Origin of the sequence: Alistipes sp. DJF_B185, assembly GCF_964250025.1 — a bacterium.
Taxonomy (GTDB): domain Bacteria; phylum Bacteroidota; class Bacteroidia; order Bacteroidales; family Rikenellaceae; genus Alistipes; species Alistipes finegoldii.
This window is the reverse complement of the sequence record NZ_CAXUDY010000014.1, coordinates 1-24,513: the sequence shown is the minus strand read 5'-3', so window position 1 is coordinate 24,513 and position 24,513 is coordinate 1. Positions and strand designations below refer to the sequence as shown.

Here is a 24,513-nt window from a genome sequence, read left to right as displayed (position 1 = left end):
CCCGTCCGCCCGCCTAACCCTCAAAAATCCCATAGCATGCGCCATTTCTCCGCTTCACTGCAGGCCTTCGCCGCCGGAGCACTGTTTCTCACGACAGGCTGCGCCCCCTCGGTTTACACGAGCATTCAAAAGAGCTATCCGGCCCGCATCGAAGGTTCGACTGTGCTGGTTTACGACATGGCGGACTCGCTGCCGGAACCGGCCGAAGTCTTGGGCAGCGTCACGGTCAAGGACAGCGGATTTTCGGTCAACTGCAATTATGCGAAGGTCATGCAGCGGGCCAAGGACGAAACGAACAAAATCGGCGGCAACGGGCTTCATTTGTTCTGGCACAAGGAGCCGTCGGTGCTGGGCAGCTCGTGCCACCGCATCGCGGCCCATATGCTTCTCCTTCCCGACTCGGTCTACACGGCTTCCTATTTCGACAACGTAGCGGCCCAGAACGCCCGGCTGGCGGCATACGGTCTCATACCGGCAGACGGAACAGTTGCGCCGGGGAGGGAGACGCCCAAGGCGGCAAACAACAACACGCTGACATTCAATGCAGGATACGCCTTTATCACCAGTGACTTCTACCTTCCGGCAGGAGTCTCAGGCAATCCCAAGCAGGGACTCGACATCAACGCCGCCTATCAATGGACATCGCGTATCGGAATCGGTTTCGGACTGCGCTATTCGGGGTATTTCACATCGGTCATGAGCGAAGGGGCGAAATTAAAGGTCCGCCTGCACTACTTCGCCCCGGAATTCGTACTGCGGCAGGAGGCAGGCCGCAACCGCAGATGGGCCTTCCACGAGTCGGTCGGCTTGGGATACGCGCGTTATACGGAGCAAATGGGAAGTCTGTCAGGCGGTATCGGCGGACTGGGCTTCCATGTCGAGGTCGGCTTTGAATACAAATTGGCGCAAAACGTCGGAATCGGAGCCAGCGTCGGAACTTACGGCACACGGTTCAGTTCGATGGACGACGCGGTGTCGCAATACAACGACGACCAGAAAGGCGGCATTTCGCGCATCAGCCTCAACGGCGGCCTGCGTTTTTATTTTTAGCGGCAAGTCCCATTAGGGGACGTAGCATAAAACAGATGCGACTATGATTCAACGATCATCACTGACTTCACGAATCTGCGGCACGGCGGCGCTCGTCCTGCTGACCTGCTGCGCCGCGCGGCTCCATGCGGCCGCCCCCGGAGCGGCCGTATCCGGCACGAGTGGGTCTGCGGCGGCTTGCACGCCGGCGGAAGAGCGGGGCCGGACAACGGAAGAGCAAGCCCGGAGACCGGCAATGCAGGTAAGGACCACGGGAGAGCGGGGCCGGACAACGGAAGTGCAAACCCGGACGGCGAAAGTGCAAACCCGGACGGCGGAAGTGCAAACCCGGACGGCGGAAGTGCCGCTCAGAACGGCGCCGTCGGACGACCGGAGCAAACGCGCCCGGCATCTCGCCCCGCGGGGCCGTTCGCAGCACACGTTCTTCGCCAACGCCGGGTACACGGCGATCCTCTCCACGATCTACCTCCGCGAGAGTTCTTCCGGTTCGCTGAACGAGGGACTGGAGATCACCGCGGGATACAACTGGACGTCGCGCCGGGGTTTGGGCGTCGGCGTCGTCTATTCGGGCGGGTTCATCTCGGCCCGGCGCGGAGGTTTCGAACGCACCAGCCGCATTCATTACATCGCCCCCGAATTCGTCGCGCGGCAGCGCGTCGGACGCAGGTGGCTCTTCCGCGAAAGCGCGGGTATCGGCTACGGCCGTTACATCCGCGGCTACGCCGGCCTGACTGGCAGCAGGGGCGGCGTAGGCATTCACGAGTCGGTATCGGCCGAGTTCATGCTGACGCGCTTCCTCGGACTGGGAGTCACCGTCGGCGGGCAGTGGCTGATCGTCGATTCGCCCGACGTGGACGACGGGGCCGAGCTGAACTTGGCCGGCATCTTCCGGGTTCAGCTGGGCGGAGGCATCCGGTTCTATTTTTAATGCCGGCCGGGCGCAATAATTGCAGGTTATTTAACGTTGTGTCTTTTAGACGCAAACAAAACAGTTAGGATAATGAGCAAAGGTAACAAAATGGATCAGGCGGCGCTTCGCTATCATAGTGAGGGCCGTCCGGGGAAGATAGCGGTCGTACCGACGAAGCCCTATCACACGCAGCATGACTTGTCACTGGCCTATTCGCCCGGCGTCGCAGCCCCGTGCCGCGCCATCGAGGCCAATCCCGACGACGTGTATCGCTACACCAACAAAGGCAATCTGATAGCAGTCATTTCGAACGGCACCGCCGTCCTCGGACTGGGTAATATCGGCGCTCTGGCAGGCAAGCCCGTGATGGAAGGCAAAAGCATGTTGTTCAAGACGTTCGCAGACATCGACGCTTTCGACATCGAAGTCGATGAGACCGACCCCGAAGCGTTCATCCGCACGGTCAAGGCCATCGCCCCGACCTTCGGCGGCATCAACCTCGAAGACATCAAGGCTCCGGAGTGCTTCGAAATCGACCGCAGGCTGAGCGAAGAGCTGGACATCCCCGTGATGCACGACGACCAGCACGGCACGGCCGTGATTTCGACGGCCGCGCTGCTCAATGCGGCGAAAATCGCCGGCAAAGCGCTCGACAAACTCCGCGTCGTAGTGAACGGCGCCGGTGCGGCGGCCATCGCCTGCGCGCGGCTCTTCATCGCCGTGGGCGTCCGCCGCGAAAACATGATTTTCTGCGACAGTCAGGGCGTGGTCACCACCTACCGCACGGACATCAACGAAATAAAACGCGAATTCGCCACCACCCGCCGCATCACCACCCTCGCCGAAGCCATACACGACGCCGACGTATTCCTCGGCGTATCCAAGGCCGACGTGCTGACCCCCGAAATGCTGCGCACGATGGCGACCAATCCGATCGTCATGGCGCTGGCCAATCCCGATCCGGAGATCGCCTACGACAAAGCCGTCGTTTCGCGTCCCGACATCATTTTTGCGACGGGCCGCTCGGACTATCCCAATCAGGTAAACAACGTGCTGGGCTTCCCCTACATTTTCCGCGGGGCGCTCGACGTGCGGGCCACGAAGATCAACGAAGCGATGAAGCTCGCCGCGGCACGCGCCTTGGCCGAACTGGCGCAGGAGCCTGTACCGAGCATGGTGCTGCGCGCCTATGCGCTGGGCAAACTGGAATTCGGCCGCGGCTACCTCATTCCCAAGCTGCTCGACCCGCGTCTGCTCTGCACCGTGACGCCCGCCGTGGCACGCGCCGCGATCGAATCGGGCGTAGCCCGGCAGCCCATCACGGACTGGGACGCCTACATCGAAAAGCTGAGGACCATGACCGAGATTTAACGATAGTAGTACATAGAAAAGACCCCGCCGTCGAGCGGGGTCTTTCTGTTTATGGATATGCGTCGTATGCCCTACGCAAAGAGCGCGGCGAAATCGGCAATCGGCATCGGGCGCACCTCGCAGTCGCCGATTCCCACGGGCAGCACGATGCGCAGCATGCCGTCCTCGCTCTTCTTGTCCTTGCCCACCTCTTTGAGCAGGCGTTTCACATCGACAGGCGGCGTGAGGTCGAAACCCAGCTTCTCCAGCACGTTCACGATCCGGTCGCGGTCGGCAGGCAGCAGAACGCCCAGCTTCACCGCAGCGTCGGCGATCAGGGCCGTGCCGACGGCCACCGCTTCGCCGTGATTCATCCGGTTCGAGCACTTCTCGATGGCGTGGGCCAGCGTATGCCCCAAGTTGAGCTTGCGGCGGTCGCCCGTCTCGTGCTCGTCGCGTTCGACAATATCGGCCTTGACGCGGACCGCGGCGGAAATAGCGTCCGTAAGCAGGTCGGTATCGGTGCGCAGGGCCTCGAAAGAGACGTTTTCGATCCGGGTGAAAAGATCGGCGTCGGCGATGACGGCCGCCTTGACGACCTCGGCAAGCCCCGTGCGGAACTCCCGGTCGGAGAGCGTGCGCAGCATTTCGGGATCGCAGATCACGAAGCGCGGCTGTTTGAAGGTTCCGGCCATATTCTTGTACCCGTCCACATTCACGCCGTTCTTGCCGCCCACGCTGGCGTCCACCTGCCCCAGCAGGGTGGTCGAGACGAATCCGAACGACAGTCCGCGCATGTAAGTCGCCGCGGCGAAACCCGCCACGTCGGTCACGATGCCGCCTCCAACGGCGAGCACGAACGTGGAGCGGTCCGCGCCCAGCTCGATAAAACGCCGGTAGATGGATTCCACGGTCTGCAGGGTCTTTATGCTTTCGCCCGCACCGATGAGCACCGTGTCGTACGGCGCCAGCAGCGGATGGTAAAGGCGGTCGATCGTAGCGTCGGAAACGACGATCACGCGCCCCTCAGGCAGCACCCCGGAGAGGATGTCGGCCGTGGGACCGATGTAAATCTCGCTTTGTTCCCGAACGTTGAAGGTGGGTTTCATGATCTTTAACTTTTTTAAGAAGCCAACAAATTTAGTACATTTTCCGGAGAAATTGTTACCTTTGCACCACAAAATCTATTCACATGCAAAAACTACGCAATATCGCAATTATTGCACACGTGGACCACGGCAAGACCACGCTCGTCGATAAAATGATCCTCGCCGGCAACATTCTGCGCGACAACGCCAAACAATCCGGAGAGCTGATCCTCGACAACAACGACCTTGAGCGTGAACGCGGAATCACGATTCTCTCGAAAAACGTCTCGGTAATTTACAAGGATTATAAGATCAACATCATCGACACTCCGGGCCACGCCGACTTCGGCGGCGAGGTGGAGCGCGTCCTGAACATGTGCGACGGCGTGCTGCTGCTGGTCGATGCGTTCGAAGGCACCATGCCCCAGACGCGCTTCGTACTGCAGAAAGCGCTGGCGCTGGGCAAGAAACCCATCGTCGTCGTGAACAAGGTCGATAAGCCCAACTGCCGCCCCGAAGTGGTGAACGAACAGGTTTTCGACCTTATGTTTTCGCTCGACGCCACCGAGGAGCAGCTCGACTACAAGACCATCTACGGCTCGGCCAAGCAGGGCTGGATGTCGCACAGGTGGAACGAGCCGACCGACTCGATCGTTCCGCTGCTCGACGCCATCATCGACGAGATTCCCGAACCGAAGATCGTCGAGGGAACGCCCCAAATGCTCATCACGTCGCTCGAATACTCCTCCTACACGGGCCGTATCGCCGTGGGCAAGGTGACGCGCGGCTCGCTCAAGGCGGGCCAGAACGTCACGCTGGCCAAGCGCGACGGCGTGACGATGCAGAAGACCAAGATCAAGGACCTGATGGTCTTCGAAGGTCTCGGCAAGAAGAAGGCGGACGAAGTACCCTGCGGCGAAATCTGCGCCCTGATGGGCATCGAGGGATTCGAGATCGGCGACACTATCTGCGACTACGAGAATCCCGAACCGCTGCCCCCCATCGCCATCGACGAACCGACGATGTCGATGCTCTTCACGATCAACAACTCGCCCTTCTTCGGCAAGGACGGCAAATACGTCACCTCGCGCCACATCAAAGAGCGTCTCGACCGCGAACTGGAGAAGAACCTCGCCCTGCGCGTGACTCCCGGCCCCTCGGCCGACAGCTTCAACGTCTTCGGCCGCGGCGTGCTGCACCTCTCGGTGCTGATCGAAACCATGCGCCGCGAGGGTTACGAGCTGCAGGTGGGCCAGCCCCGCGTAATCGTCAAGGAGATCGACGGCAAAAAATGCGAACCGATCGAGGAGCTGACCGTGGACTGCCCCGAAGAGTATTCGGGAACGGTCATCGAGCTGGCGACCAAACGCAAAGGCACGCTGACGAACATGGCGTCGAACGGCGACCGCACGCGGCTGGAATTCAGCATCCCCTCGCGCGGCATCATCGGCCTGCGGTCGAACATGCTGACGGCGACGGCCGGCGAAGCCATCATGACCCACCGGCTGAAAGGCTTCGAACCGTGGGTCGGCGATATCGAAATGCGCGTCAACGGCTCGATCATTTCGGGCGAGACCGGCACGGCCTACGCCTACTCGATCGACAAGCTGCAGGACCGCGGACGCTTCTTCATCAGCCCGATGGAGCAGGTGTACGAAGGTCAGGTGATCGGCGAGCACACGCGCCAGAACGACATCACGGTAAACGTCACCAAAGCCAAGCAGCTGACCAACATGCGCGCGTCGGGTTCGGACGAGAAAACCTCGATCGCCCCGCCCAAGATCTTCTCGCTCGAAGAGGCGCTCGAATACATTCAGGCCGACGAATACGTCGAAGTGACGCCCCATTCGATGCGTCTGCGCAAGATCCTGCTGCACGAGGTGGACCGCAAACGGGCATCGAAATAAACTCCGGGATATGGACCACTTCACCCTTTCGCTGGCGGTAGGCGCCGTGGCCGGAGCGCTCGACGTGATTCCGATGATTTTCCAGAATCTGTCGGCACGGTCGTGTTTCTCGGCGTTCTTCATCTACTTCTTCGCCGCGGTCATCGTCTTCTACAGCGACCTGCCCTACCTGCCGTGGTGGGCCGACGGCATGGCCGTCACGCTGATGCTGATGATTCCGGTGCTGTTCACCTTTTCGGGCAAGGACCGCAAGGCGATCCCGGTCGTGGTGTTCAACGGCCTGCTGTTCGGTTTCCTGATCGGCGTGGCGGAACGCTATTTGGGGTAAAAGATGCAAAAAACGGACACTTGTCCGTTTTTTGCATATATCCCATGCAGTATCAGGCGGTTGTCTCCGTTTATACAGATGAAACGACACGGAAAACCATGAGAAAATACATCATACTGCTCTTCATCTCCGCCTTTGCGCTCGGCGCATGCGACAAGAACGACGATTATACGGTTCGGGAGTGGACCGTCGCATCCCAGCTGGGCATCTCCCACGGGTTCCACACGCTGCAGCCCGTGCTGCTCGTCAAAGCCAACGACGACACCTCGTGGCGCGCCGTATACGAGGGCATCGAGGGATTCGACTACGAACCCGGATACGAATACAAACTCCGCATCAAGGCCAAGCAGCTGGCCGAACCGCCGCAGGACGCATCGTCCGTACGGTACTCGCTGCTGGAACTGATCTCGAAAACCCCGGCGCGGTCCAATATTCCCGACAGCTACTACCCCACGTTCACGATGGAGGTAGCCCCCGAACCCGTCAGTTACTACGGCGAATTGTACCTCAGCGTCCGTTTCCCCGAAGTCGGCCTGAACGACTGGCAGCGGTGGCCGTTCCGGATCGAGGGATTCGACTACGAACAGGGCTACAGCTACAAGCTGAAAGTCGGCACCTCGGTCGTCGGAGTGGACGAAGGATACTACACGGTACAGTATTCGGTGCTCGAAATGCTGGACAAACAGCCGGCGCAGGAGTAAACCGGCAGAGATACCTAAGAACCGGCCCTTCTTACGAGGGGCCGGTTTTTACTATCCGGACGCCGGGCGGTTTTCATCCGCGCCATTCGTCCGGCGTTATTCATCCGACGCTTATTGCCCGGCGCCATCCGTCCGGCGCCATTCATCCGACATTATCCGTCCGACATTCCCTTCAAGCCTCATTTCTTCAGCGTCGCAAACGAAAGAATATGCCAAGTAACGCCCACGGCGACGGCGAGCAGCGCGGCCTGCGCCCACCACCATCCGGAGAGCGGCGCAAAAACGCAGTAGAGCATCGTTCCCCACATCAGCGTGAGCGAAACGATCTTGGCGCGAAGCGGTATGGCGCGATTTTCGCGGAAGTTGCGGACATACCCGCCCAGACAGGGGTGCGCCAACAGCCAATCGTAAAGCCGGGGCGAAGAGCGGACCCACAATGCGGCGGAGAGCAGCAGAAACGGCGTAGTCGGGAGCAGCGGCACGAAAATACCGACGACACCCAGCACGAACGACAGACACCCCAAGGCGGCGAGGAAAAATTTCATGGAGCAAAAATAGCATAAATTCGGAACCCGGAAGAGCGGCGACCGTTATTTTTGCCTATCTTTGTATGACAGAACCTAAAAACAACACAAAAACAAAAATACGATGACTAAAATAGGTATCGCCAGCGATCACGCCGGCTACGAAATGAAAGAATTTCTGGTGGGCTACCTCTCGGCCATGGGTTACGACGTCCACGACTTCGGCCCCGGCTCCCCCGAAAGCGTCGATTATGCCGACTACGCACACCCGCTGGCCGAAGCGGTCGAGAAAGGCGAATTCGAATGCGGCATCGCCCTCTGCGGTTCGGGCGAAGGGATGACCATGACCCTCAACAAACATCAGGGCATCCGCGCCGGACTGGCGTGGGAACCGGAGATCGCATCGCTCATCCGCCGTCACAACAACGCCAACATTATCGTCTTCCCGGCCCGCTTCATCACCAACGACGAGGCCGTGGCGATGCTCGACGCCTACTTCGCGGCGCAGTTCGAAGGCGGACGCCACCAGCACCGCATCGAGAAGATGGCCGTACCCTGCGGCGGCGCGGCTGAAAAATAGCCGATCGGGAAACGCCTGCGGATCAGAAACGAATGCGGGCAGCACAGATGCGATGCGGACAAGTGCCATGCGCGCAACCATAGATGCAATCCGGACAGGCGCGCTGGACAGCGGATGCGATAGGGGCAAAGGCCACGCAGACAGAACAGATGCGATGCGCGGACAGCGAATGCAGCAGGTACGGATCGACGGATACAACGATCCGCAAACGCGGCAAACGTTCCGGCAAAAGCAGGGTGAAAACCGGACGCCGCCTGCGCGCACGGCCAGCCGGGCAACGCACCGGCAAGCGCCGGAATCACATCCGCCCAAGACCGGGCAACGCCTACAACGAAAAGATGAAGGGAGTCTGCGACCGCAAGCTCTCTGCTTTTTCGGGACGGTCGAACAGCCCGAAAACTGCAGAGCCGCTGCCCGACATCGAAGCGTAAAGGGCACCAGCATCGAGTAAGTTCCGCTTGGATGCGCGGATGGCGGGATGCGCGGCGAAGATATGCGGTTCGAAATCGTTGGTCACGACCTCCTGCCACTCCGCGACGGGACGCCGCAGGCGCTCGGCAAGCGGCACTGAGGGCACCCGGGGCCGCACGCCGGCATAGGCTTCGCGCGTAGAGACCCCCTCGTCCGGCTTCACGATCACGAGGGTCAGCCCCCCAAGGCTGAGCGGAAAGGGCGACATGATCTCGCCCCGTCCGGTGCAGAACTGCGGGGTGTTGCGCACGAAGAACGGCGTATCACTGCCCAGCTCGGCGGCGCGGGCGATCAGCTCCGCTTCGGACAGGTGCAGGTCGAAAAGCCGGTCGAGAGCCAGCAGAACCGCCGTGCCGTCGGACGAACCGCCGCCCAGCCCGGCGCCGAACGGCACCCGCTTGTCGAGCCGGATCGAGACGCCGTCCACGCCGTAACGGTCGTGCATCAGCCGGAAAGCCTTGATACAGATATTCTGTTCGGGTTCGCAGTCCACCGCCAGCCCTTCGGCACGGAAATCCACGCCCGCCCCGGCCGTGCGCACGACCTCGACTTCGTCGTAAAGTCCGCGCACGGGCAACATCACCGTTTCGAGGTCGTGATAACCGTCCGCACGGCGGCGCAGGATATCCAGCCCCAGATTTATTTTGCAGTTTGCCCGTAAGATCATACGGCAAAGATATAAAATTTGTACTTTTGCAGTATGAAATTCCGCACCGAAATCGAAATTGCACCCCTTGGAACGAAGATAGGCTACGAGAACCGCATACTGGCCCTCGGCTCCTGTTTCGCGGAACACATCGCCGGGCGGCTGGCACAGGCAAAATTCCGCGTCACGGCCAATCCTTCGGGCATTCTGTTCAACCCGCTCTCCATCGCCGCCGCGCTGCGCAGCTACGCAGGGGAGAAGCCCGTACGACATTCGGAATTGGGATTCGACGGCGAATTGTGGTTCCATTACGGGTTCCACGGCTCTTTTTCCGCCCCGGAAGCGGACCAAGCCCTCGCGGCGATGAACGCCGCCCGGAAGAGCGGAGCCGAAGCGCTGCGCGCGGCCGACCGGATCGTGCTGACCTTCGGCACGGCGTGGGTCTACGAACACGACGGCGCGGTGGTCGCCAACTGCCACCGCCGGCCCGCCGCGGAGTTCACGCGGCGCAGGCTGGGCGTGGACGAGATCGTCACCGCTTTCGCAGACCTCATGGCAGGTCCGCTCGGCGGCAGGGAGGTGATCCTTACGGTCAGCCCCGTGCGGCATCTCGGCGACTCACTGGCGGGCAACGCCGTGAGCAAAGCCGCGCTCCGTCTGGCCGCCGAAGAGCTGGCGGAGCGTTTTCCCGACGTTCACTATTTCCCCGCATACGAAATCCTCAACGACGACCTGCGCGACTACCGGTTCTACGCCGACGATCTGGTGCATCCGTCTCCGCAGGCCGTGGAATACGTCTGGGAGAAGTTCTCGGCGACGGTTCTCTCGGAGCAGGCCCGGCGTCTGCTGCCCGACGTCCGCCATATCGTCGTGGCCGCGGCGCACCGGCCCCGCAACCCGCAGAGCGCAACCTACCGCGAGTTCTGCCGCCGCAGGCTCGAAGAGATCGCGGCGCTGCCGCAGATCGATTTTCGGACCGAAGCGGAATATTTCCGCCGATGTATCGAAATAAATTCGTAAATTTGCGGTCTATCATTCGCACACCATGAAGCACAAAATCATTTTACTCGCCATAGCCGCCTTCGCGGCCCTCGAAGTCTCGGCCGCACGGCCCCGGCTGGTCGTTAATATCGTCGTCGGCTCGATGCGCGCCGAGGATCTCTCGCGTTACGCCGACAATTACGGCGAAGGAGGACTCCGGCGCCTGATCGACGGCGGCACGGTCTTCGCCGACAGCCGTTACGACTACCAGCAGACCACGACGCCCGTGTCGCTGGCCACGTTATCGACGGGCGCGATGCCCTCGACACACGGGGTCATCGGCTCGCGGTGGCGCGACTACGTCGCCAACGAGGCCGTGGAACTGATCGCCGGACGCAACGGCGCAGGCCCCTACAACCTGATCGCCCCGACGCTCTCCGAAGCGCTCCTGCAGCACGAACCCGGCAGCAAGGCCGTCACCGTGGCGGCCGAAGCCACGTCGGCGATCGTCTTGGGCGGACGCGGCGGCGAGGTCTTCTGGCTCGACTCGGCGCGCTGCGGCTGGACCACCTCGCCCTACTACGCCGCCGACGTTCCCGAATGGGTGGCGCGCAGCAACCGCGAACGCTACAACCTCTCGTACATCGCCCCCGAATGGCGGACGCTCTACGAAAAGGGCCGCTACGTCAACTCCCGCAACTGGGACGTAATCCTCACGGGCAAGAACAAAAAGGAGAAGGACGAGACGGGCAGCGGCCGCCTGAAGCTCACCACCGATTTCGACCGGATGCTCTACACCCCGGCGGGCAACACCGCCGTATTCGGCTTCGCCAAGCAGGCCATCGCCCAGCTCAAGCTCGGCACCGACGGCACGCCCGACCTGCTGAACATCTGTCTCGATTCGTCGCGCCGCATCAGCGAAGCCTACGGTCCCGAATCGGTCGAGGCGGAGGACATGTATTACCGGCTCGACCGCGATCTGGCCGACTTTTTGACGTTCGTATTCGCGCAGGTCAAGAACGGCGAAGTGCTCGTCGTATTCACGTCGGACCACGGAACCAGCCCCTCGTACGACGCGGGCCGCGAAGAGGCCGACCGGTTCAACGCCCGGCAGTTCGAGGTGATCGTAAACGGGTTCCTGAACGTCCGCTACGGCATGGGCAACTGGGTGCTGGAGTACGAAGACAAATGCCTCTACCTGAACCACAACCTCATCTACGAGCGGGGGCTCAATCTGGCCGACGTGCAGAACGAGGTGGCGATCTTCGCCATGCAGTTCCGCGGCGTCTCGCACGCCCTCTCGGCCACGGCCATGCGCACGAGCTACTTCGGCAGCGGCTACGCCCGCAAGATGCAGAACAGCTTCTATCCCCGGCGTTCGGGCGACGTGATCATGAACCTGATGCCCGGCTGGATCGAGGAGAACGACCGCTGCGCATCGTCGTCGGGTTCGATGTACGGCTACGACACGCAGGTGCCGCTGGTATTTTACGGCTTCGGAGCCGGTCCCCTGCGCGTGAAGCGCCGCGTGGACATGACGGCCGTGGCGCCGACCGTGGCGCGGGTGCTGGAGATCACCGAACCTGCGGCGTCGGAGGGCGAAGTGCTCCCGGAAATCATCGATTTTTAAGGATTAAAAAATATACGGACATGGATAAGATACAGGAGGAGATCATCGAGGAGTTCTCGGTATTCGACGACTGGCTCGACAAATACGACTACCTCATCGGTCTGAGCGATTCGTTGCCGGCCATCCCCGCCGAGCACCGCACCGAACAGTACCTGATCGAGGGGTGTCAGTCGCGCGTATGGGTGGACGCCCGCATGGAGCAGGGCCGGGTCTATTACGCCGCAGACAGCGACGCCATAATCACCAAGGGCATCATCGCCCTGCTGATCCGCGTGCTGAACGGACGCACGCCGCAGGAGATTCTCGACACGGAGCTCTATTTCATCGACGCCATCGGCCTGAGCGCAAACCTCTCGCCCACGCGGTCGAACGGCTTGTTGTCGATGGTCAAGCAGATGCGGCTCTATGCGCTGGCCTTCGCGAGCAAGGACGGTGCGAACGAAAAATAAAAAATCGGAAACCAACGTTTCTTTCGGCAGAAGAGGCGTCCGGCCCTGCGAATCGGCCGGAACCGGGAAGCCGGAAGGGAGAGTTTCCGGCGGTTTTTAGTTTTCAACGCTTAATTTCAATGTCACGATGACACCCGAAGAGATACTGAAGGTCGAGAAGGAGATCGTCCTTACGCTCAAGAACATATACGATCCCGAAATCCCGGTGAACATCTACGATCTGGGACTGATCTACGAGATCGACTACACGCCCGACGGCGTCGCCAACATCCGCATGACGCTCACCGCGCCCAACTGCCCGATGGCCGACATGCTCGTCGAAGACGTAAACCAGCAGGTAGCCAAGGTCAAAGGCGTGAAGTCGGTGAACGTGATTCTCACGTTCGATCCCGTATGGGACAAAAGCATGATGTCGGAAGAGGCACTGCTGGAGCTCAATCTGTTTTAGCATGACGGCGGAGCGGGAACAGCGCGCGATGAACCGGCTTCGGGCCGGAGCCGGGGCTTACGCCTGCGGCGGATTCCTCGCGGGACAGTCAGCCTTGCAGCGCAGCGAGATATGCACGTCGCTGCTCTTCGACCGGCTCGAACGCAAAATGCGCATGGTGGAGGCGCTGCGGCACGAAGCGGCGGAGAACTGGAACCAGACCTTCTACCTGCTCTACTTCCGCACGCTGGGCGACCGTCAGAATCAGGAAGCCTACCTCACGCTGGCGCGGCGCGTATCCTACAAAACCGTTCTGCGCGAACGGCTGGCGCCGCATGCCGTCGAATCGCTGCTTTTCGGAGCGTCGGGACTGCTGGCGCTCTATCCGCACGACACCTACACGCTCAACCTCGCCCGCAATTTCGAATATCTGGCGGCCAAATACGACATCGAACCGATGCAGGCCGGAGCTTGGCAGCTGGGCGACATACGCCCGGCCAACCACCCCGTACTGCGGCTGGCGCAAGCCGCGGAATTCTTCGCTCAGGACGAATTCGTCATGGAGCGCGCCATGGCCTGCCGCACGGAAGAGGAGATCCGGCGGCTCTTCTGCGTCGAAGCCTCGGATTACTGGCGGACGCACCATATTCCGGGAATCTCAGGCGACGACAGGCCCAAGCGTCTGGGGACTTTCAAGGCCAACATCATCGGCATCAACCTCGTCTCGGTGCTGCAATTCGCCTACGGCAGCTACACCGGACGCGAAGCCCTGCGCGACAGCGCCCTGACGCTGCTTGAACGCCTGCCCGCGGAGGACAACCGTTACATGCGCGGCTGGCACGACGCGGGGCTGACGCCCCGCAGCGCCTTCGAGTCGCAGGCCCTGTTGCAGCTGGCGACGGAATACTGCGCCGCCAAACGGTGCGCGGAGTGCCCCGTCGGACGGCGCATCCTGAACAATCTGAAAATCGGCAACAACTAACCCTACAGCCATGCAAAAACAAACACCACTGATCAGCGTCATCATGCCGCTCTACAATGCGGAGCGATTCGTCGGCGAAAGCATCGAGAACGTCCTCCGGCAAACGGTCGGCGACTTCGAACTGATCGTCATCGACGACGCATCGACCGACGCTTCGGCCGAGATCGCACGCGCCTACGCCGCAAAGGACGACCGCATCGTACTGATGCACAACGAACTCAATTCGGGAGCCGCACGCACCCGCAATCGGGCGCTGGACGCCGCCCGCGGAAAATTTATCACCTTCATGGATGCGGACGACCTCTGCTCTCCGGAACGCTTCGCCAAACAGCTCGCCTTCTTCGAACGACACCCGCAAACCGACATCTGCGGCAGTTACTACACGATGTTCGGCACAAGGGGGGGGGGAAATGACGAACTGAAAATCCAAGTGCCGCTCACCCACGAGGAAATCCAGTACCAACTGTTTTTCGGGTGCCCGTTCGGCATGTCGTCCGTCATGCTGCGCAGCGAACCTTTCAAACGGACCGGCATACGCTTCCGGGAGTGTATGGCCGAAGACTATCAGCTATGGGTCGATCTTTCGGAACACCTCCGCATGGCCAACATTCCGGAGTACCTGACCTTCTACCGCCGATGGGAAGACCAAATCTCGACACGCCAGCTGGACCGCCAGACCCTCAGCGCCCAGCTTACCCAGCAGGAACAACTCGCGCGCAAACTGGGCGTCCGGCTCTCGGACGACGAAGCCCGCATCTTCACCCGTTTCTCCCTGCGGACCGGGGAGGTGAAGAAAAGGGAACTCGCCTCGTACCGCCGCATTCTCACACGTCTCTACAAGACCGGCATCCGGCATTCACACGATCCCAAGCTGCTCAAACGGCAGCTTATGCGCCGGTACAAAATGGCCTGCGGACTCTTCTATCCGTCGTGGAGAGTCTGGATTCACAAACGTCTGTTCCTCGTCCGACTTCTCGCGTCATGAAAAAAATCAGCATCATAATTCCGCTGTACAACCTCGAAGGGCTGATCGGCAAGTGTATCGCTTCGGCCCTCGATCAGGACCTGCCGCCCGAAGAGTACGAAGTGATCGTAGTGGACGACGGATCGACCGACGGTTCGTTGGCCGCAGCGCAGCGGGCGGCCCGCGGGCATGCGAACGTCCAAGTGCACGCCAAGCCCAACGAAGGCGTAAGCATGGCCCGGAATTACGGCACGGAGCGCGCCGCGGGCAGATATGTCATGTACGTGGATGCGGACGACTACCTTTCGCCCGGCGTACTCGGAGGGCTGACACGGATCATGGACCGGGAGCGGCTCGACATGCTCTGTTTCGACATGGCGGGCGTCGACGAACACGGCGGCGACCTTCCGCTCTGGAGCGACGGGCTTTTCGCACGCGGCGGCGGGGAGGTGCAGAGCGGACGCGATTTCCTGCGTCGGGACTGCTTCCTGCCCATGGCCTGCGCCTACGTCTACGACCGGGCGATGCTCGAACGGCATGGACTCGGCATGCTCCCGATGCGGCACGAGGACGAAGAGTTCACCCCGCGCGCCATTTACTTCGCAAAACGGATCCGATATGTCCCGATCCGGGCGTACAACTACCTGCAACACAACGGATCATTCATGGGAAGCTACGATCCGCAGCGCCGCTCGGACTTTGTCCGGGCGATGAAAAGCCTGACCGACTTCGCGGCCCGTATCGAAGAAGGCGATCCGGAAGGCGCACGCCTGATGCGGCTGCACGTGGGCAAAACGATGTTTTTCGCCTGCAAACAGACGATACTCGGCAGACAGGGCAACGCCCGCGAAATGCTGCGCGACGCCCGGCAGCGGGGAGTCATGCCGCTCGCATTCCGCAAATACAACTTCCGCCATTTCCTGATAAACCGCGCCCCCGCGCTTTTCGTCCTCTATTACCGGCTCCACAAAAGACGGTGACCCGTCGGCCGGAATGCGGCTCCGAATCGCGGAAACCCCGCATTGGGTCCCTTTATAGGGACCTATTTTTTTGTGCATTCGGGAAAAATAAGTATCTTTGTAGGATTTACAACCACAACCCCGAAATATCAGAAAACGAATATGGATATAGCTGCCAGTTTAATCAAACTCATCTTCGGCTCCAAAGCCGACAAGGACCGCAAGCAGATCGAGCCTTATCTCGAAAAGATCAAAGCCGTCTACCCTGCCATAGAAGCCCTTTCCAACGACGAACTGCGCGCCCGAAGCGAAGCGCTGAAGAAGCAGATCGCCGATTTCATCGCAGCCGACGAAGCCCGCATCGTGGAGCTGAAAGCCAAGCTGGAGTTGGCCGAGACGTCGCTCGAAGAGAAGGAGAAGGTCTCGAAGGAGATCGACGAGACGACCAAACGCATCGACGAAAAGATCGAGGAGAAACTCGACGAAATACTGCCCGAAGCGTTCGCCATCATGAAGGACACGGCGCGCCGCTTCGCCCAGAACGAGACGGTAGTGGTCACGGCCAACGATTTCGACCGCGATCTGGCCGCCGCCAAGGATTTCGTAACCATCGAGGGCGACAAGGCCGTATACGCCAATCACTGGATGGCCGGCGGCAATGACGTGAAGTGGGACATGATCCACTACGACGTACAGCTGTTCGGCGGCGTGGTGCTCCACAAAGGCAAGATCGCCGAGATGGCGACGGGCGAAGGAAAGACCCTCGTGGCGACGCTCCCCGTATTCCTCAACGCCCTCGCAAAAAAGGGCGTGCACCTCGTGACGGTCAATAACTATCTGGCCAAGCGCGACTCGGAGTGGATGGGGCCGATGTACCAGTTCCACGGTCTGTCGGTGGCCTGCATCGACGACACGCAGCCCAACTCCGACGCCCGGCGCAAGGCATACATGGCCGACATCACCTTCGGCACGAACAACGAATACGGCTTCGACTACCTGCGCGACAACATGGCTTCGTCGCCCGCCGACCTCGTACAGCGCAAGCACCACTTCGCCATCGTCGATGAGGTGGACTCCGTATTGATCGACGACGCACGTACGCCGCTTATCATTTCGGGTCCCGTGCCCAAAGGCGACGACCAGATGTTCGAGCAGTACCGCCCGGCCATCGACCACCTCTACAACCTGCAGAAGAACCTCGTGACGGGGCTGCTGGCGGAAGCCCGCCAGCTCATCGCCGAAGGCAAGAACGACGAGGGCGGCGTGAAACTCTACCGTGTGCACAAAGGTCTGCCCAAATACAAGCCGCTGATCAAATACCTCTCGGAAACGGGCGTCAAGGCGCTGATGCAGAAGACCGAAAACACCTACATGCAGGACAACAACCGCCGCATGCCCGAAATCACCGACGACCTGTTCTTCGTCATCGACGAGAAACTCAACTCGGTGGAACTGACGGACAAAGGCCATGAAGTGCTGTCGAAATACTTCAACGAGGACGGATTTTTCGTGATGCCCGACATCGGTGCGGAAGTGGCCGAGCTGGAAAAGAGCGATCTCTCGGCCGAGGAACGCGCCCGCAAACGCGACGAGGTGATCAACGACTACTCGATCAAGTCGGAGCGCGTGCACACGGTGCATCAGCTGCTCAAGGCCTACGCCATGTTCGAGAAGGATGTCGAATACGTGGTGATGGACAACAAGGTGAAGATCGTCGACGAGCAGACGGGCCGTATTCTCGACGGACGCCGCTATTCGGACGGACTGCATCAGGCGATCGAAGCCAAGGAGCACGTCAAGGTCGAAGCCGCGACGCAGACATTCGCGACGATCACCCTTCAGAACTACTTCCGCATGTACCACAAGCTGGCCGGTATGACCGGTACGGCCGAAACCGAGGCTTCGGAGTTCTGGAGCATCTACAAACTCGACGTCGTGGTGATTCCGACCAACCGTCCCGTGGTCCGCGACGACCGTCAGGACCTGATCTACAAGACCAAGCGCGAGAAATACAACGCCGTGATCGAAGAGATCGTGAAGCTGGTCGAAGCGGGCCGTCCGGTGCTGGTGGGTACCACGTCGGTCGAGATCTCGGAGTTGCTGAGCCGCATGCTCAAGCTCCGCAACATCAAGCATAACGTTCTGAATGCCAAGCAGCACCAGCTGGAGGCCCAAGTCGTGGCCGAGGCCGGACGTTCGGGACAGGTGACCATTGCGACCAACATGGCCGGCCGCGGTACCGACATCAAGCTCACGCCCGAAGTCAAGCAGGCCGGAGGTCTGGCGATCATCGGCACCGAACGCCACGAAAGCCGCCGTGTGGACCGCCAGCTGCGCGGACGCGCCGGACGTCAGGGCGACCCCGGATCGTCGCAGTTCTTCGTATCGCTCGAAGACGACCTGATGCGTCTGTTCGGTTCGGGCCGCATCGCCTCGATGATGGACCGCATGGGACTCAAGGAGGGCGAGGTGATTCAGGCCGGCATGATGACGCGCGCCATCGAGCGTGCGCAGAAGAAGGTCGAGGAGAACAACTTCGGCATCCGTAAGCGTCTGCTGGAATACGACGATGTGATGAACTCGCAGCGCGAGGTGATCTACACCCGCCGCCGTCACGCACTCTACGGCGAGCGCATCGAGATCGACCTCAACAACATCATGTACGACTACGCCGACAATTTCGTGGAGACCAACCGCGGCATCGAGTTCGAGGATTTCCGCTTCGAGCTGATCCGCGAAGTGGCCGTAGAGCCGTCGTTCAGCGAAGAGACCTACGGTTCGGCGAAGCCCGCCGAACTGGTGGAGCTGATCGTCAAAGACCTCAAGGAGACCTATGCACGCCGTGCCAAGGCCGTGGCCGACACGGTACGCCCCGTCATGGAGCGCATCTACGAGGATAAGAAGGATCAGCTGGATTCGAACATCTACTTCCCGATTACGGACGGCCATCTGGGCTACAACGTCCCGGTGAACCTGCTGAAATGCAAGAATACGGACGGCGCGGAGATCTACAAGATATTCTCGAAAGTGGTGATGTTCACCACCATCGACGACGCATGGCGCGAGCACCTGCGCGAAATGGACGACCTGCGACAGAGCGTGCAGAACGCCACCTACGAGCAGAAAGACCCGCTGCTGATCTACAAGTTCGAATCGTTCGGACTGTTCTCGAAGATGATCGTCAAGGTCAACCGCGACGTGCTGGCGATCCTCAACAAGGCCTATATCCCCGTGCGCGACCAAAACGCCGAAGCCGTACAGCGTCAGCGTCAGGAACGCGCCAAGGTGGACGTGAACAAACTGCAGGCTTCGCGCATGCAGGCGGCGGCGCAGGCAGGACAGCAGGACAAGCAGAAACCGATGCCGATGCACGTCGAGAAGAAAGTGGGCCGCAACGATCCCTGCCCCTGCGGAAGCGGCAAGAAATACAAACAGTGCCACGGCAAAGGAATGTAAACCGGCAATGGGCTACAACGAAGAGAAACAACGTCAGCTGGATATCCGCTACCTGCGCATGGCGCGCATCTGGGCGGAGAATTCGTACTGCGTGCGCCGCAAGGTCGGAGCATTGATCGTCAAGGACAAGATGATCATATCCGACGGTTACAACGGCACGCCTTCGGGCTTCGAGAACATCTGCGAGGATGAAAACGGCCACACCAAATCCTATGTCCTCCACGCCGAAGCCAACGCCATCACCAAGGTCGCCAAAAGCGCCAACAACTGCGACGGCTCGACGCTCTACATCACCGCCGCCCCCTGCATCGAATGTTCGAAGCTGATCATTCAGGCTGGTATCAAACGGGTGGTGTACTGCGAGGAATACCGCTCGGAAGAGGGGCTGAATCTGCTGCGCAAAGTAGGCATAGAATGCGTCCAGCTCGAAGTGAAAGACTACTAATCGGAATGAGAATGAAGCCGGCGGTGATTCTGCTGACATGCCTCTATTGCTGGCTCCCCGCAGCCGGACAGGCTCCTGCGCAGGACGCGGTGGGCAAAGTGCTGCTCGCGACACCGCCCGCACTTCCCGAATATGTCTACTGCGAAATCAGCGGGTACAAAGGAGCGGGACGCAACGGCATTTATGTCGCATTCGATTTCGGGCAGCCTATGACGAAAAAGAACCGTCTCATAACAGATGCCGGAGGACGTGCGATCACGTTCAACTCGTGCATCGACGCATTGAACTACATGGTATGCCGCGGCTGGGAATTCGTGCAGGCTTATGCGGCGGGCGAAGACAATGATTTCAGCTGCATGCTGCTGCGAATGCCGACATCGAAGATGAGCGCCGCACAACGGCAGGTTATGCTCGAAGCAGCGATGAAAACGGGCGAGTAAACGGATACGGTTCAATTTTTCTGCATGTTTTATATAAGGAGTCCCCGCGACTCCTTATTTTTGTAATTCCGCCGGGCGGCGGACGGTCCCAGATGTCTCCGAGAACGGCCTTCCCCTTGACAAGCGTTTCGAGCGGCATTCCGGCAAATGTTCCGACGACTATTCCCACAAGCGTTTCCGGTATGTTCGGACCGGGATTTGCATTTCCCGGAAAGAATCATTACTTTTAAGGTATAAACCACTAAAACCGCATCGGTATGAAACGCATCGTCATCGTCGGAGCGACATCGGGCATCGGACTCGAAGTCGCAAAACTCTGTATTCAGGCGGGTTGGCAGATCGGGGCCGCAGGCCGGCGCGAGGAGGCGCTCGAAAAGCTCCGCACCCAAGCTCCGGACCTGATCGTGACCGAATCGCTGGATATCACGCGCGACGATGCGCCCGAACATCTGTCACGCCTGATCGACAAGCTGGGCGGAATGGACATTTACCTGCACTGTTCGGGCATCGGGAAACGCAACACCGAGCTGCATCCCGACATCGAGATCGACACCCTGCGCACCAACGGCGAAGGATTCGTGCGCATGGTGACGGCGGCTTTCGGCTATTTCCGCGCTCACGGAGGCGGGCATTTGGCCGTCATCAGTTCGATCGCAGGCACCAAAGGACTCGGCAGCGCACCGGCCTACTCGGCGACCAAACGCATGCAGAACACCTACATCGACGCACTGTCGCAGTTGGCGCATATGGAGAGACTGAATATCCGCTTTACGGACATACGACCGGGGTTCGTGGCCACGCCCCTGCTGGCCGGCGACGGGCATTATCCGATGCTGATGCAGGTCGGGAAAGTCGCCGCACGGATTATGAAGGTCCTGAAGCGGCAGCGCCGCCGCGTGGTGATCGATCGCCGCTATGCGGTCATGGTATTCTTCTGGAAGATGATTCCCGAATGGCTTTGGGAGCGGCTCAACATCCGCAAGAACGACTGACGGCAAAACACCCGTAATAAGATACCCTTAATGAAGGGTTCGCGGCTACACCCCTGCGGACCGACGGCAGACCGTATCCGATACAGATGCGGCTCGAAAAGGTGCCGCCAGAAACTCTCAACGAGGCCGACACATAAAAACGAAACGGAGGTGCGGCTGAACGGCAACAGCAAGAAAAGCCCCCTATCTCCCGAATTATCGGTGCATCCGGTCCGTAAATCCGGTTCTTCACCGAGGTCGGATTCCACACAAACAGATTCCACACAAAAGTCGGCCTCCGGCCCAAACGGGTCCGGCGGTCAAGACGATGCAGATAAAACGAACCCCCGGTCTCTGCGGAGCCGGGAGGTCTTGTTTTCATATTTCAAAAACGGCAGGTCATCCGGATCAGAATGACAGGGCGTCCGGATCAGAACGGCAGGTCGTCCGGATCGTCGGCGGGAATCGACGGCGCGGGGGCGGGCTTCGGAGCCGCAGGCTGCTGATAGCCGCCTGCAGACTGTCCGGCAGAGGACTGCTGCGAACCGTAACCCTGCTGCGATCCATAGCCCTGCTGTCCGTCGGACGACGGGTTGTCGCTGCGGCGGCCCAGCAGATTCATCACATCGGCCAGAATCTCGGTCGTATAGCGTTTGTTATTGTCCTTGTCCATCCATTCACGGGTACGCAGACGCCCCTCGACGTAAATCTGCGTGCCTTTGCGGACATACTTGTCCACCACGTCGGCCAGACCGCGCCAAAGCGTGATCGTATGCCATTCGGTATGCTCCTTGGCCTCGTTGGCCTGCCGGTCGAACAACCGTTCGGTCGTAGCCAGACGGATACGTGCGACCTTCACGCCGCCTTCGGTGGTCCGGATTTCGGGGTCGATACCGACGTTGCCGATCAAAATTACCTTATTTACCATAATCTATAACATTAAAATTATCAATAAACACACGACGGACCGGGAGAAATCCACATCCGGCACTTCTGCGGAGCGGCCCGGCGCCAAAGCCGGGATACAGCGGTGAAGATCCAAGTCCCTCCCCGACGACTCCGCAGCGAACGTCCGTGACAAAAATCCGGAAGGCCAGTCCGTCCAACGCCGCAACACAACCGGCACGGCCCGAAACGACATTCCTTCTAAAGCGCTTTTATCATACGCTTGAAGAGCACCTCCATCTTGATTCCGGCCTTTTTGCCCTGACGCTGCACGTCTTCGTGGTCGCCCACTTCGTCCGAGAGTCCGCAGTTGGTGATGACCGAAACGCCGAAGACCGGGATCGACATATGGCGCGCCACGATCACCTCCGGCACGGTGGACATGCCGGCCGCATCGCCGCCGATATTCTTGAAATAGCGGTATTCGGCCTGCGTCTCGAACGTCGGCCCCGTGCCGCCCACATACACGCCGTACTGGAGCTTGATATTCTCCTCCTCGGCGATGGCGGTCGCCTTGGCGATCAGCTCCTTGTCGTAGCAGTTGTGCATATCCGGAAAGCGGGGACCGAGTTCGGCGATGTTGGGGCCGATCAGCGGATTGGGCATCAGGTTGATATGGTCGGTGATGACCATCAGGTCGCCGACGCGGAACGAGGTGTTGATGCCGCCCGAAGCGTTCGATACAAAGAGGTATTTGATGCCGAGCTGCCGCATGACGCGCACCGGGAACGTCACCTGCTGCATGCCGTAGCCTTCGTAATAGTGGAAACGGCCCTGCATGGCCACGACCCTGCGGCCCTCGACCATGCCGAAAATCATACGGCCTTTGTGTCCTTCGACCGTGGAGACGGGGAATCCCGGAATATCCTTGTATTCGATGGCGAAGCGCGTCTCGATCTTATCGGCGAAGCCGCCCAAACCGGTGCCGAGGATGACGCCCACTTCGGGAGCGAAAGAGTCGGTGGCGGCGTCGATGAAAGCCGCCGTTTTTTTAATTTCCTCTAACATCTTCTTCTAGTTTTTGCAGAAAATCCGTAGCCGAATCCTCTATGAATGAAATATTTATCGGTAAATAGTATATGCTGCGCCGGATCTCTTCGGGGATCTTGGCGCGGTTGGTCAGTTTCACGGCGTCCTTTTCGGTCGTCACGATGACCGCACCGGGACAGCGGCCCAGCAGGTCCCGAAGCCGGTTCAGGTCGCGGACCTTGTAAACATGGTGGTCCTCCAACGTCATCTCCTGCACGACCTCGTAGCGTTCGCGCAGCGTCGCAAGGAACGGCTTGGGATTGCCGATGCCCGAAAGCGCGATGACCTGCCGCCCGTGCAGAAGCGGTTCGTCCGGGGCCGCATCGGGATAGAGCGGCTGGGGCATGAAGCTCTCGAAACGGGTGAAATACACCCGCTGGTAGGCGACCTGAATCAGCACCTTGCGCATGATGCGCCGGTCGATGGGGGCCATCTTCTCAGGACACTTCGTGACCACGAAATAGTGGGCGCGGTGCAGCTCTTCGGGCAGGTCGCGCAGCGTTCCGAGCGGCAGCATCCTGTCATGCTGAATGGGGCGCGTCGCGTCGATCATCACGATATTGATCTTCGGCTCCACATAACGGTGCTGGAAGCCGTCGTCCATGATGATGAGGTCTACTTCGGGGTGTTCGGCCCGGATGCGGCGGATGCCCTCGGCGCGTTTCTCGCACACGACGACCACCGTGCCGGGAAATTTGAGTTTGATCTGAAGCGGTTCGTCGCCCACGTCGCGGTAGTGGGAATCGGTCTTCACCTCCCGGTAGCCTTTGGTGCGGCGACCGTAGCCGCGCGACAGCAGGGCCACGTTGTGCATCTGCGACATGTAGGCGATCACCATTTCGGCCATCGGGGTCTTGCCCGTACCGCCGACGGTGATGTTGCCGATGCAGACGACCGGGATGTCGAACTTCTCGCTTTTGAGCACTCCCCAGTCGAACAAGCGGTGACGGAAAGTCACCCCCGCTTTATATAAGAGAGCTGCAGGTGCAAGCAGGCATTTCAACATCTTCGGTCTGTTTATCTACACAATTTTTCAAAGGTAGAAATAAATCTTCGGAACGCAAAACAAAAAAAAGCAAATCTCAGGCCTCACTGACAAACGAATAATAAAATTGGCGGAAGAGTCGTTTTTTTATATATTTGATGTAGTCTGAAGGTATTTAATTGACTACAAATAGATTAAAAGAAACTCGCATGAGAATAGGCAACGGATAAGAAATTGGTAAAGTGCTTTGATACACTATATTTCTCATGCTGTCAAACAACTCTTATTTGTTTGC

The 24,513-nt window shown here is 59.8% G+C and carries 24 protein-coding genes; 18 read left to right on the top strand and 6 right to left on the bottom strand.

Annotated elements, in window-relative coordinates; genetic code table 11:
- The first annotated feature begins 36 nt into the window (after window positions 1-36).
- From ACESTR_RS13305 to ACESTR_RS13295, 3 genes are all read left to right on the top strand, one after another.
- Complete coding sequence (locus ACESTR_RS13305) at window positions 37-1,050, top strand: outer membrane beta-barrel protein (RefSeq protein ID WP_009596945.1); 1,014 nt, start codon at window positions 37-39, stop codon at window positions 1,048-1,050.
- Between the two features lie 43 nt (window positions 1,051-1,093).
- On the top strand, window positions 1,094-1,978 hold the full coding sequence (locus ACESTR_RS13300; RefSeq protein WP_373179364.1) for a hypothetical protein: 885 nt from the start codon (window positions 1,094-1,096) through the stop codon (window positions 1,976-1,978).
- Window positions 1,979-2,050: 72 nt separating this feature from the next.
- Entirely contained in the window at window positions 2,051-3,331 is a 1,281-nt protein-coding gene (locus ACESTR_RS13295) for a malic enzyme-like NAD(P)-binding protein (RefSeq protein ID WP_130063861.1), read from the top strand.
- A gap of 71 nt (window positions 3,332-3,402) precedes the next feature.
- On the opposite strand, the gene aroB is transcribed toward ACESTR_RS13295, so the two are convergent.
- Window positions 3,403-4,419 carry a 3-dehydroquinate synthase gene (gene aroB, locus ACESTR_RS13290; RefSeq protein WP_130063859.1) on the bottom strand — a complete coding sequence of 339 codons (1,017 nt, stop codon included), beginning with the start codon at window positions 4,417-4,419 and terminating at the stop codon, window positions 3,403-3,405.
- 83 nt (window positions 4,420-4,502) lie between these two features.
- Between aroB and typA the strand changes: the two genes are divergently transcribed.
- The 3 genes from typA (at window position 4,503) to ACESTR_RS13275 (ending at window position 7,334) form a co-directional block, all read left to right on the top strand.
- On the top strand, window positions 4,503-6,305 hold the full coding sequence (typA, locus tag ACESTR_RS13285; RefSeq protein ID WP_130063857.1) for a translational GTPase TypA: 1,803 nt from the start codon (window positions 4,503-4,505) through the stop codon (window positions 6,303-6,305).
- 10 nt (window positions 6,306-6,315) lie between these two features.
- The gene (locus ACESTR_RS13280; protein ID WP_009596943.1) at window positions 6,316-6,633 is read left to right on the top strand and encodes a hypothetical protein; all 318 of its coding nucleotides are present in this window, start codon (window positions 6,316-6,318) and stop codon (window positions 6,631-6,633) included.
- 98 nt (window positions 6,634-6,731) lie between these two features.
- Window positions 6,732-7,334 (top strand): DUF4377 domain-containing protein, encoded by a 603-nt coding sequence (locus ACESTR_RS13275; RefSeq protein ID WP_022044672.1) that lies wholly within the window; start codon window positions 6,732-6,734, stop codon window positions 7,332-7,334.
- A 179-nt stretch (window positions 7,335-7,513) separates the two neighbouring features.
- On the opposite strand, the gene ACESTR_RS13270 is transcribed toward ACESTR_RS13275, so the two are convergent.
- The gene (locus ACESTR_RS13270; RefSeq protein WP_014776039.1) at window positions 7,514-7,879 is read right to left on the bottom strand and encodes a YbaN family protein; all 366 of its coding nucleotides are present in this window, start codon (window positions 7,877-7,879) and stop codon (window positions 7,514-7,516) included.
- A gap of 103 nt (window positions 7,880-7,982) precedes the next feature.
- Here ACESTR_RS13270 and ACESTR_RS13265 point away from each other — a divergent pair, with 103 nt between their 5' ends.
- Window positions 7,983-8,438, top strand: a complete 456-nt coding sequence (locus ACESTR_RS13265; protein ID WP_009598346.1) for an RpiB/LacA/LacB family sugar-phosphate isomerase — start codon at window positions 7,983-7,985, stop codon at window positions 8,436-8,438.
- A 325-nt stretch (window positions 8,439-8,763) separates the two neighbouring features.
- On the opposite strand, the gene ispE is transcribed toward ACESTR_RS13265, so the two are convergent.
- Window positions 8,764-9,576, bottom strand: a complete 813-nt coding sequence (gene ispE / locus ACESTR_RS13260) for a 4-(cytidine 5'-diphospho)-2-C-methyl-D-erythritol kinase (protein WP_302574656.1) — start codon at window positions 9,574-9,576, stop codon at window positions 8,764-8,766.
- 33 nt (window positions 9,577-9,609) lie between these two features.
- On the opposite strand from ispE, the gene ACESTR_RS13255 reads away from it, so the two are divergent.
- From ACESTR_RS13255 to ACESTR_RS13205, 11 genes are all read left to right on the top strand, one after another.
- Window positions 9,610-10,575, top strand: coding sequence for a GSCFA domain-containing protein (locus tag ACESTR_RS13255; RefSeq protein WP_014776036.1), 966 nt, complete (start codon window positions 9,610-9,612; stop codon window positions 10,573-10,575).
- Between the two features lie 25 nt (window positions 10,576-10,600).
- On the top strand, window positions 10,601-12,166 hold the full coding sequence (locus tag ACESTR_RS13250; RefSeq protein ID WP_302298053.1) for an alkaline phosphatase family protein: 1,566 nt from the start codon (window positions 10,601-10,603) through the stop codon (window positions 12,164-12,166).
- Window positions 12,167-12,186: 20 nt separating this feature from the next.
- On the top strand, window positions 12,187-12,615 hold the full coding sequence (locus ACESTR_RS13245; RefSeq protein ID WP_009598371.1) for a SufE family protein: 429 nt from the start codon (window positions 12,187-12,189) through the stop codon (window positions 12,613-12,615).
- A 127-nt stretch (window positions 12,616-12,742) separates the two neighbouring features.
- Window positions 12,743-13,063 (top strand): metal-sulfur cluster assembly factor, encoded by a 321-nt coding sequence (locus tag ACESTR_RS13240; RefSeq protein ID WP_195290175.1) that lies wholly within the window; start codon window positions 12,743-12,745, stop codon window positions 13,061-13,063.
- 1 nt (window position 13,064) lies between these two features.
- Window positions 13,065-14,024 (top strand): DUF2851 family protein, encoded by a 960-nt coding sequence (locus ACESTR_RS13235; protein WP_373179363.1) that lies wholly within the window; start codon window positions 13,065-13,067, stop codon window positions 14,022-14,024.
- 10 nt (window positions 14,025-14,034) lie between these two features.
- Complete coding sequence (locus tag ACESTR_RS13230) at window positions 14,035-15,009, top strand: glycosyltransferase family 2 protein (protein ID WP_373179362.1); 975 nt, start codon at window positions 14,035-14,037, stop codon at window positions 15,007-15,009.
- Window positions 15,006-15,968, top strand: a complete 963-nt coding sequence (locus tag ACESTR_RS13225) for a glycosyltransferase (protein ID WP_302268753.1) — start codon at window positions 15,006-15,008, stop codon at window positions 15,966-15,968. The genes ACESTR_RS13230 and ACESTR_RS13225 overlap by 4 nt, the downstream gene beginning before the upstream one ends.
- A gap of 141 nt (window positions 15,969-16,109) precedes the next feature.
- Window positions 16,110-19,403, top strand: a complete 3,294-nt coding sequence (secA, locus tag ACESTR_RS13220; protein ID WP_302268751.1) for a preprotein translocase subunit SecA — start codon at window positions 16,110-16,112, stop codon at window positions 19,401-19,403.
- A gap of 7 nt (window positions 19,404-19,410) precedes the next feature.
- On the top strand, window positions 19,411-19,848 hold the full coding sequence (locus tag ACESTR_RS13215; protein ID WP_278994528.1) for a deoxycytidylate deaminase: 438 nt from the start codon (window positions 19,411-19,413) through the stop codon (window positions 19,846-19,848).
- A gap of 5 nt (window positions 19,849-19,853) precedes the next feature.
- Entirely contained in the window at window positions 19,854-20,288 is a 435-nt protein-coding gene (locus tag ACESTR_RS13210) for a hypothetical protein (protein WP_195290171.1), read from the top strand.
- A gap of 257 nt (window positions 20,289-20,545) precedes the next feature.
- A complete protein-coding gene (locus tag ACESTR_RS13205) occupies window positions 20,546-21,280 on the top strand; it encodes an SDR family NAD(P)-dependent oxidoreductase (RefSeq protein ID WP_014776030.1) in 735 nt (244 codons plus the stop codon).
- A 409-nt stretch (window positions 21,281-21,689) separates the two neighbouring features.
- Here the strand turns inward: ACESTR_RS13205 and ACESTR_RS13200 are convergent, their stop codons facing one another.
- From ACESTR_RS13200 to lpxK, 3 genes are all read right to left on the bottom strand, one after another.
- Window positions 21,690-22,187: a single-stranded DNA-binding protein gene (locus ACESTR_RS13200; RefSeq protein WP_009598352.1), complete on the bottom strand. Its 498-nt coding sequence runs from the start codon at window positions 22,185-22,187 to the stop codon at window positions 21,690-21,692.
- A gap of 218 nt (window positions 22,188-22,405) precedes the next feature.
- Complete coding sequence (locus tag ACESTR_RS13195; RefSeq protein ID WP_014776029.1) at window positions 22,406-23,212, bottom strand: purine-nucleoside phosphorylase; 807 nt, start codon at window positions 23,210-23,212, stop codon at window positions 22,406-22,408.
- Complete coding sequence (lpxK, locus tag ACESTR_RS13190; protein WP_009598348.1) at window positions 23,196-24,239, bottom strand: tetraacyldisaccharide 4'-kinase; 1,044 nt, start codon at window positions 24,237-24,239, stop codon at window positions 23,196-23,198. Before lpxK ends, ACESTR_RS13195 begins: the two co-directional genes overlap by 17 nt.
- Window positions 24,240-24,513 lie beyond the last annotated feature (274 nt).

Coding starts and splice junctions, on each gene's coding strand:
- ACESTR_RS13305 (WP_009596945.1), top strand. CDS start 37: ATGCGCCATTTCTCCGCTTCACTGCAGGCCTTCGCCGCCGGAGCACTG.
- ACESTR_RS13300 (WP_373179364.1), top strand. CDS start 1,094: ATGATTCAACGATCATCACTGACTTCACGAATCTGCGGCACGGCGGCG.
- ACESTR_RS13295 (WP_130063861.1), top strand. CDS start 2,051: ATGAGCAAAGGTAACAAAATGGATCAGGCGGCGCTTCGCTATCATAGT.
- aroB (WP_130063859.1), bottom strand. CDS start 4,419: ATGAAACCCACCTTCAACGTTCGGGAACAAAGCGAGATTTACATCGGT.
- typA (WP_130063857.1), top strand. CDS start 4,503: ATGCAAAAACTACGCAATATCGCAATTATTGCACACGTGGACCACGGC.
- ACESTR_RS13280 (WP_009596943.1), top strand. CDS start 6,316: ATGGACCACTTCACCCTTTCGCTGGCGGTAGGCGCCGTGGCCGGAGCG.
- ACESTR_RS13275 (WP_022044672.1), top strand. CDS start 6,732: ATGAGAAAATACATCATACTGCTCTTCATCTCCGCCTTTGCGCTCGGC.
- ACESTR_RS13270 (WP_014776039.1), bottom strand. CDS start 7,879: ATGAAATTTTTCCTCGCCGCCTTGGGGTGTCTGTCGTTCGTGCTGGGT.
- ACESTR_RS13265 (WP_009598346.1), top strand. CDS start 7,983: ATGACTAAAATAGGTATCGCCAGCGATCACGCCGGCTACGAAATGAAA.
- ispE (WP_302574656.1), bottom strand. CDS start 9,576: ATGATCTTACGGGCAAACTGCAAAATAAATCTGGGGCTGGATATCCTG.
- ACESTR_RS13255 (WP_014776036.1), top strand. CDS start 9,610: ATGAAATTCCGCACCGAAATCGAAATTGCACCCCTTGGAACGAAGATA.
- ACESTR_RS13250 (WP_302298053.1), top strand. CDS start 10,601: ATGAAGCACAAAATCATTTTACTCGCCATAGCCGCCTTCGCGGCCCTC.
- ACESTR_RS13245 (WP_009598371.1), top strand. CDS start 12,187: ATGGATAAGATACAGGAGGAGATCATCGAGGAGTTCTCGGTATTCGAC.
- ACESTR_RS13240 (WP_195290175.1), top strand. CDS start 12,743: ATGACACCCGAAGAGATACTGAAGGTCGAGAAGGAGATCGTCCTTACG.
- ACESTR_RS13235 (WP_373179363.1), top strand. CDS start 13,065: ATGACGGCGGAGCGGGAACAGCGCGCGATGAACCGGCTTCGGGCCGGA.
- ACESTR_RS13230 (WP_373179362.1), top strand. CDS start 14,035: ATGCAAAAACAAACACCACTGATCAGCGTCATCATGCCGCTCTACAAT.
- ACESTR_RS13225 (WP_302268753.1), top strand. CDS start 15,006: ATGAAAAAAATCAGCATCATAATTCCGCTGTACAACCTCGAAGGGCTG.
- secA (WP_302268751.1), top strand. CDS start 16,110: ATGGATATAGCTGCCAGTTTAATCAAACTCATCTTCGGCTCCAAAGCC.
- ACESTR_RS13215 (WP_278994528.1), top strand. CDS start 19,411: ATGGGCTACAACGAAGAGAAACAACGTCAGCTGGATATCCGCTACCTG.
- ACESTR_RS13210 (WP_195290171.1), top strand. CDS start 19,854: ATGAGAATGAAGCCGGCGGTGATTCTGCTGACATGCCTCTATTGCTGG.
- ACESTR_RS13205 (WP_014776030.1), top strand. CDS start 20,546: ATGAAACGCATCGTCATCGTCGGAGCGACATCGGGCATCGGACTCGAA.
- ACESTR_RS13200 (WP_009598352.1), bottom strand. CDS start 22,187: ATGGTAAATAAGGTAATTTTGATCGGCAACGTCGGTATCGACCCCGAA.
- ACESTR_RS13195 (WP_014776029.1), bottom strand. CDS start 23,212: ATGTTAGAGGAAATTAAAAAAACGGCGGCTTTCATCGACGCCGCCACC.
- lpxK (WP_009598348.1), bottom strand. CDS start 24,239: ATGTTGAAATGCCTGCTTGCACCTGCAGCTCTCTTATATAAAGCGGGG.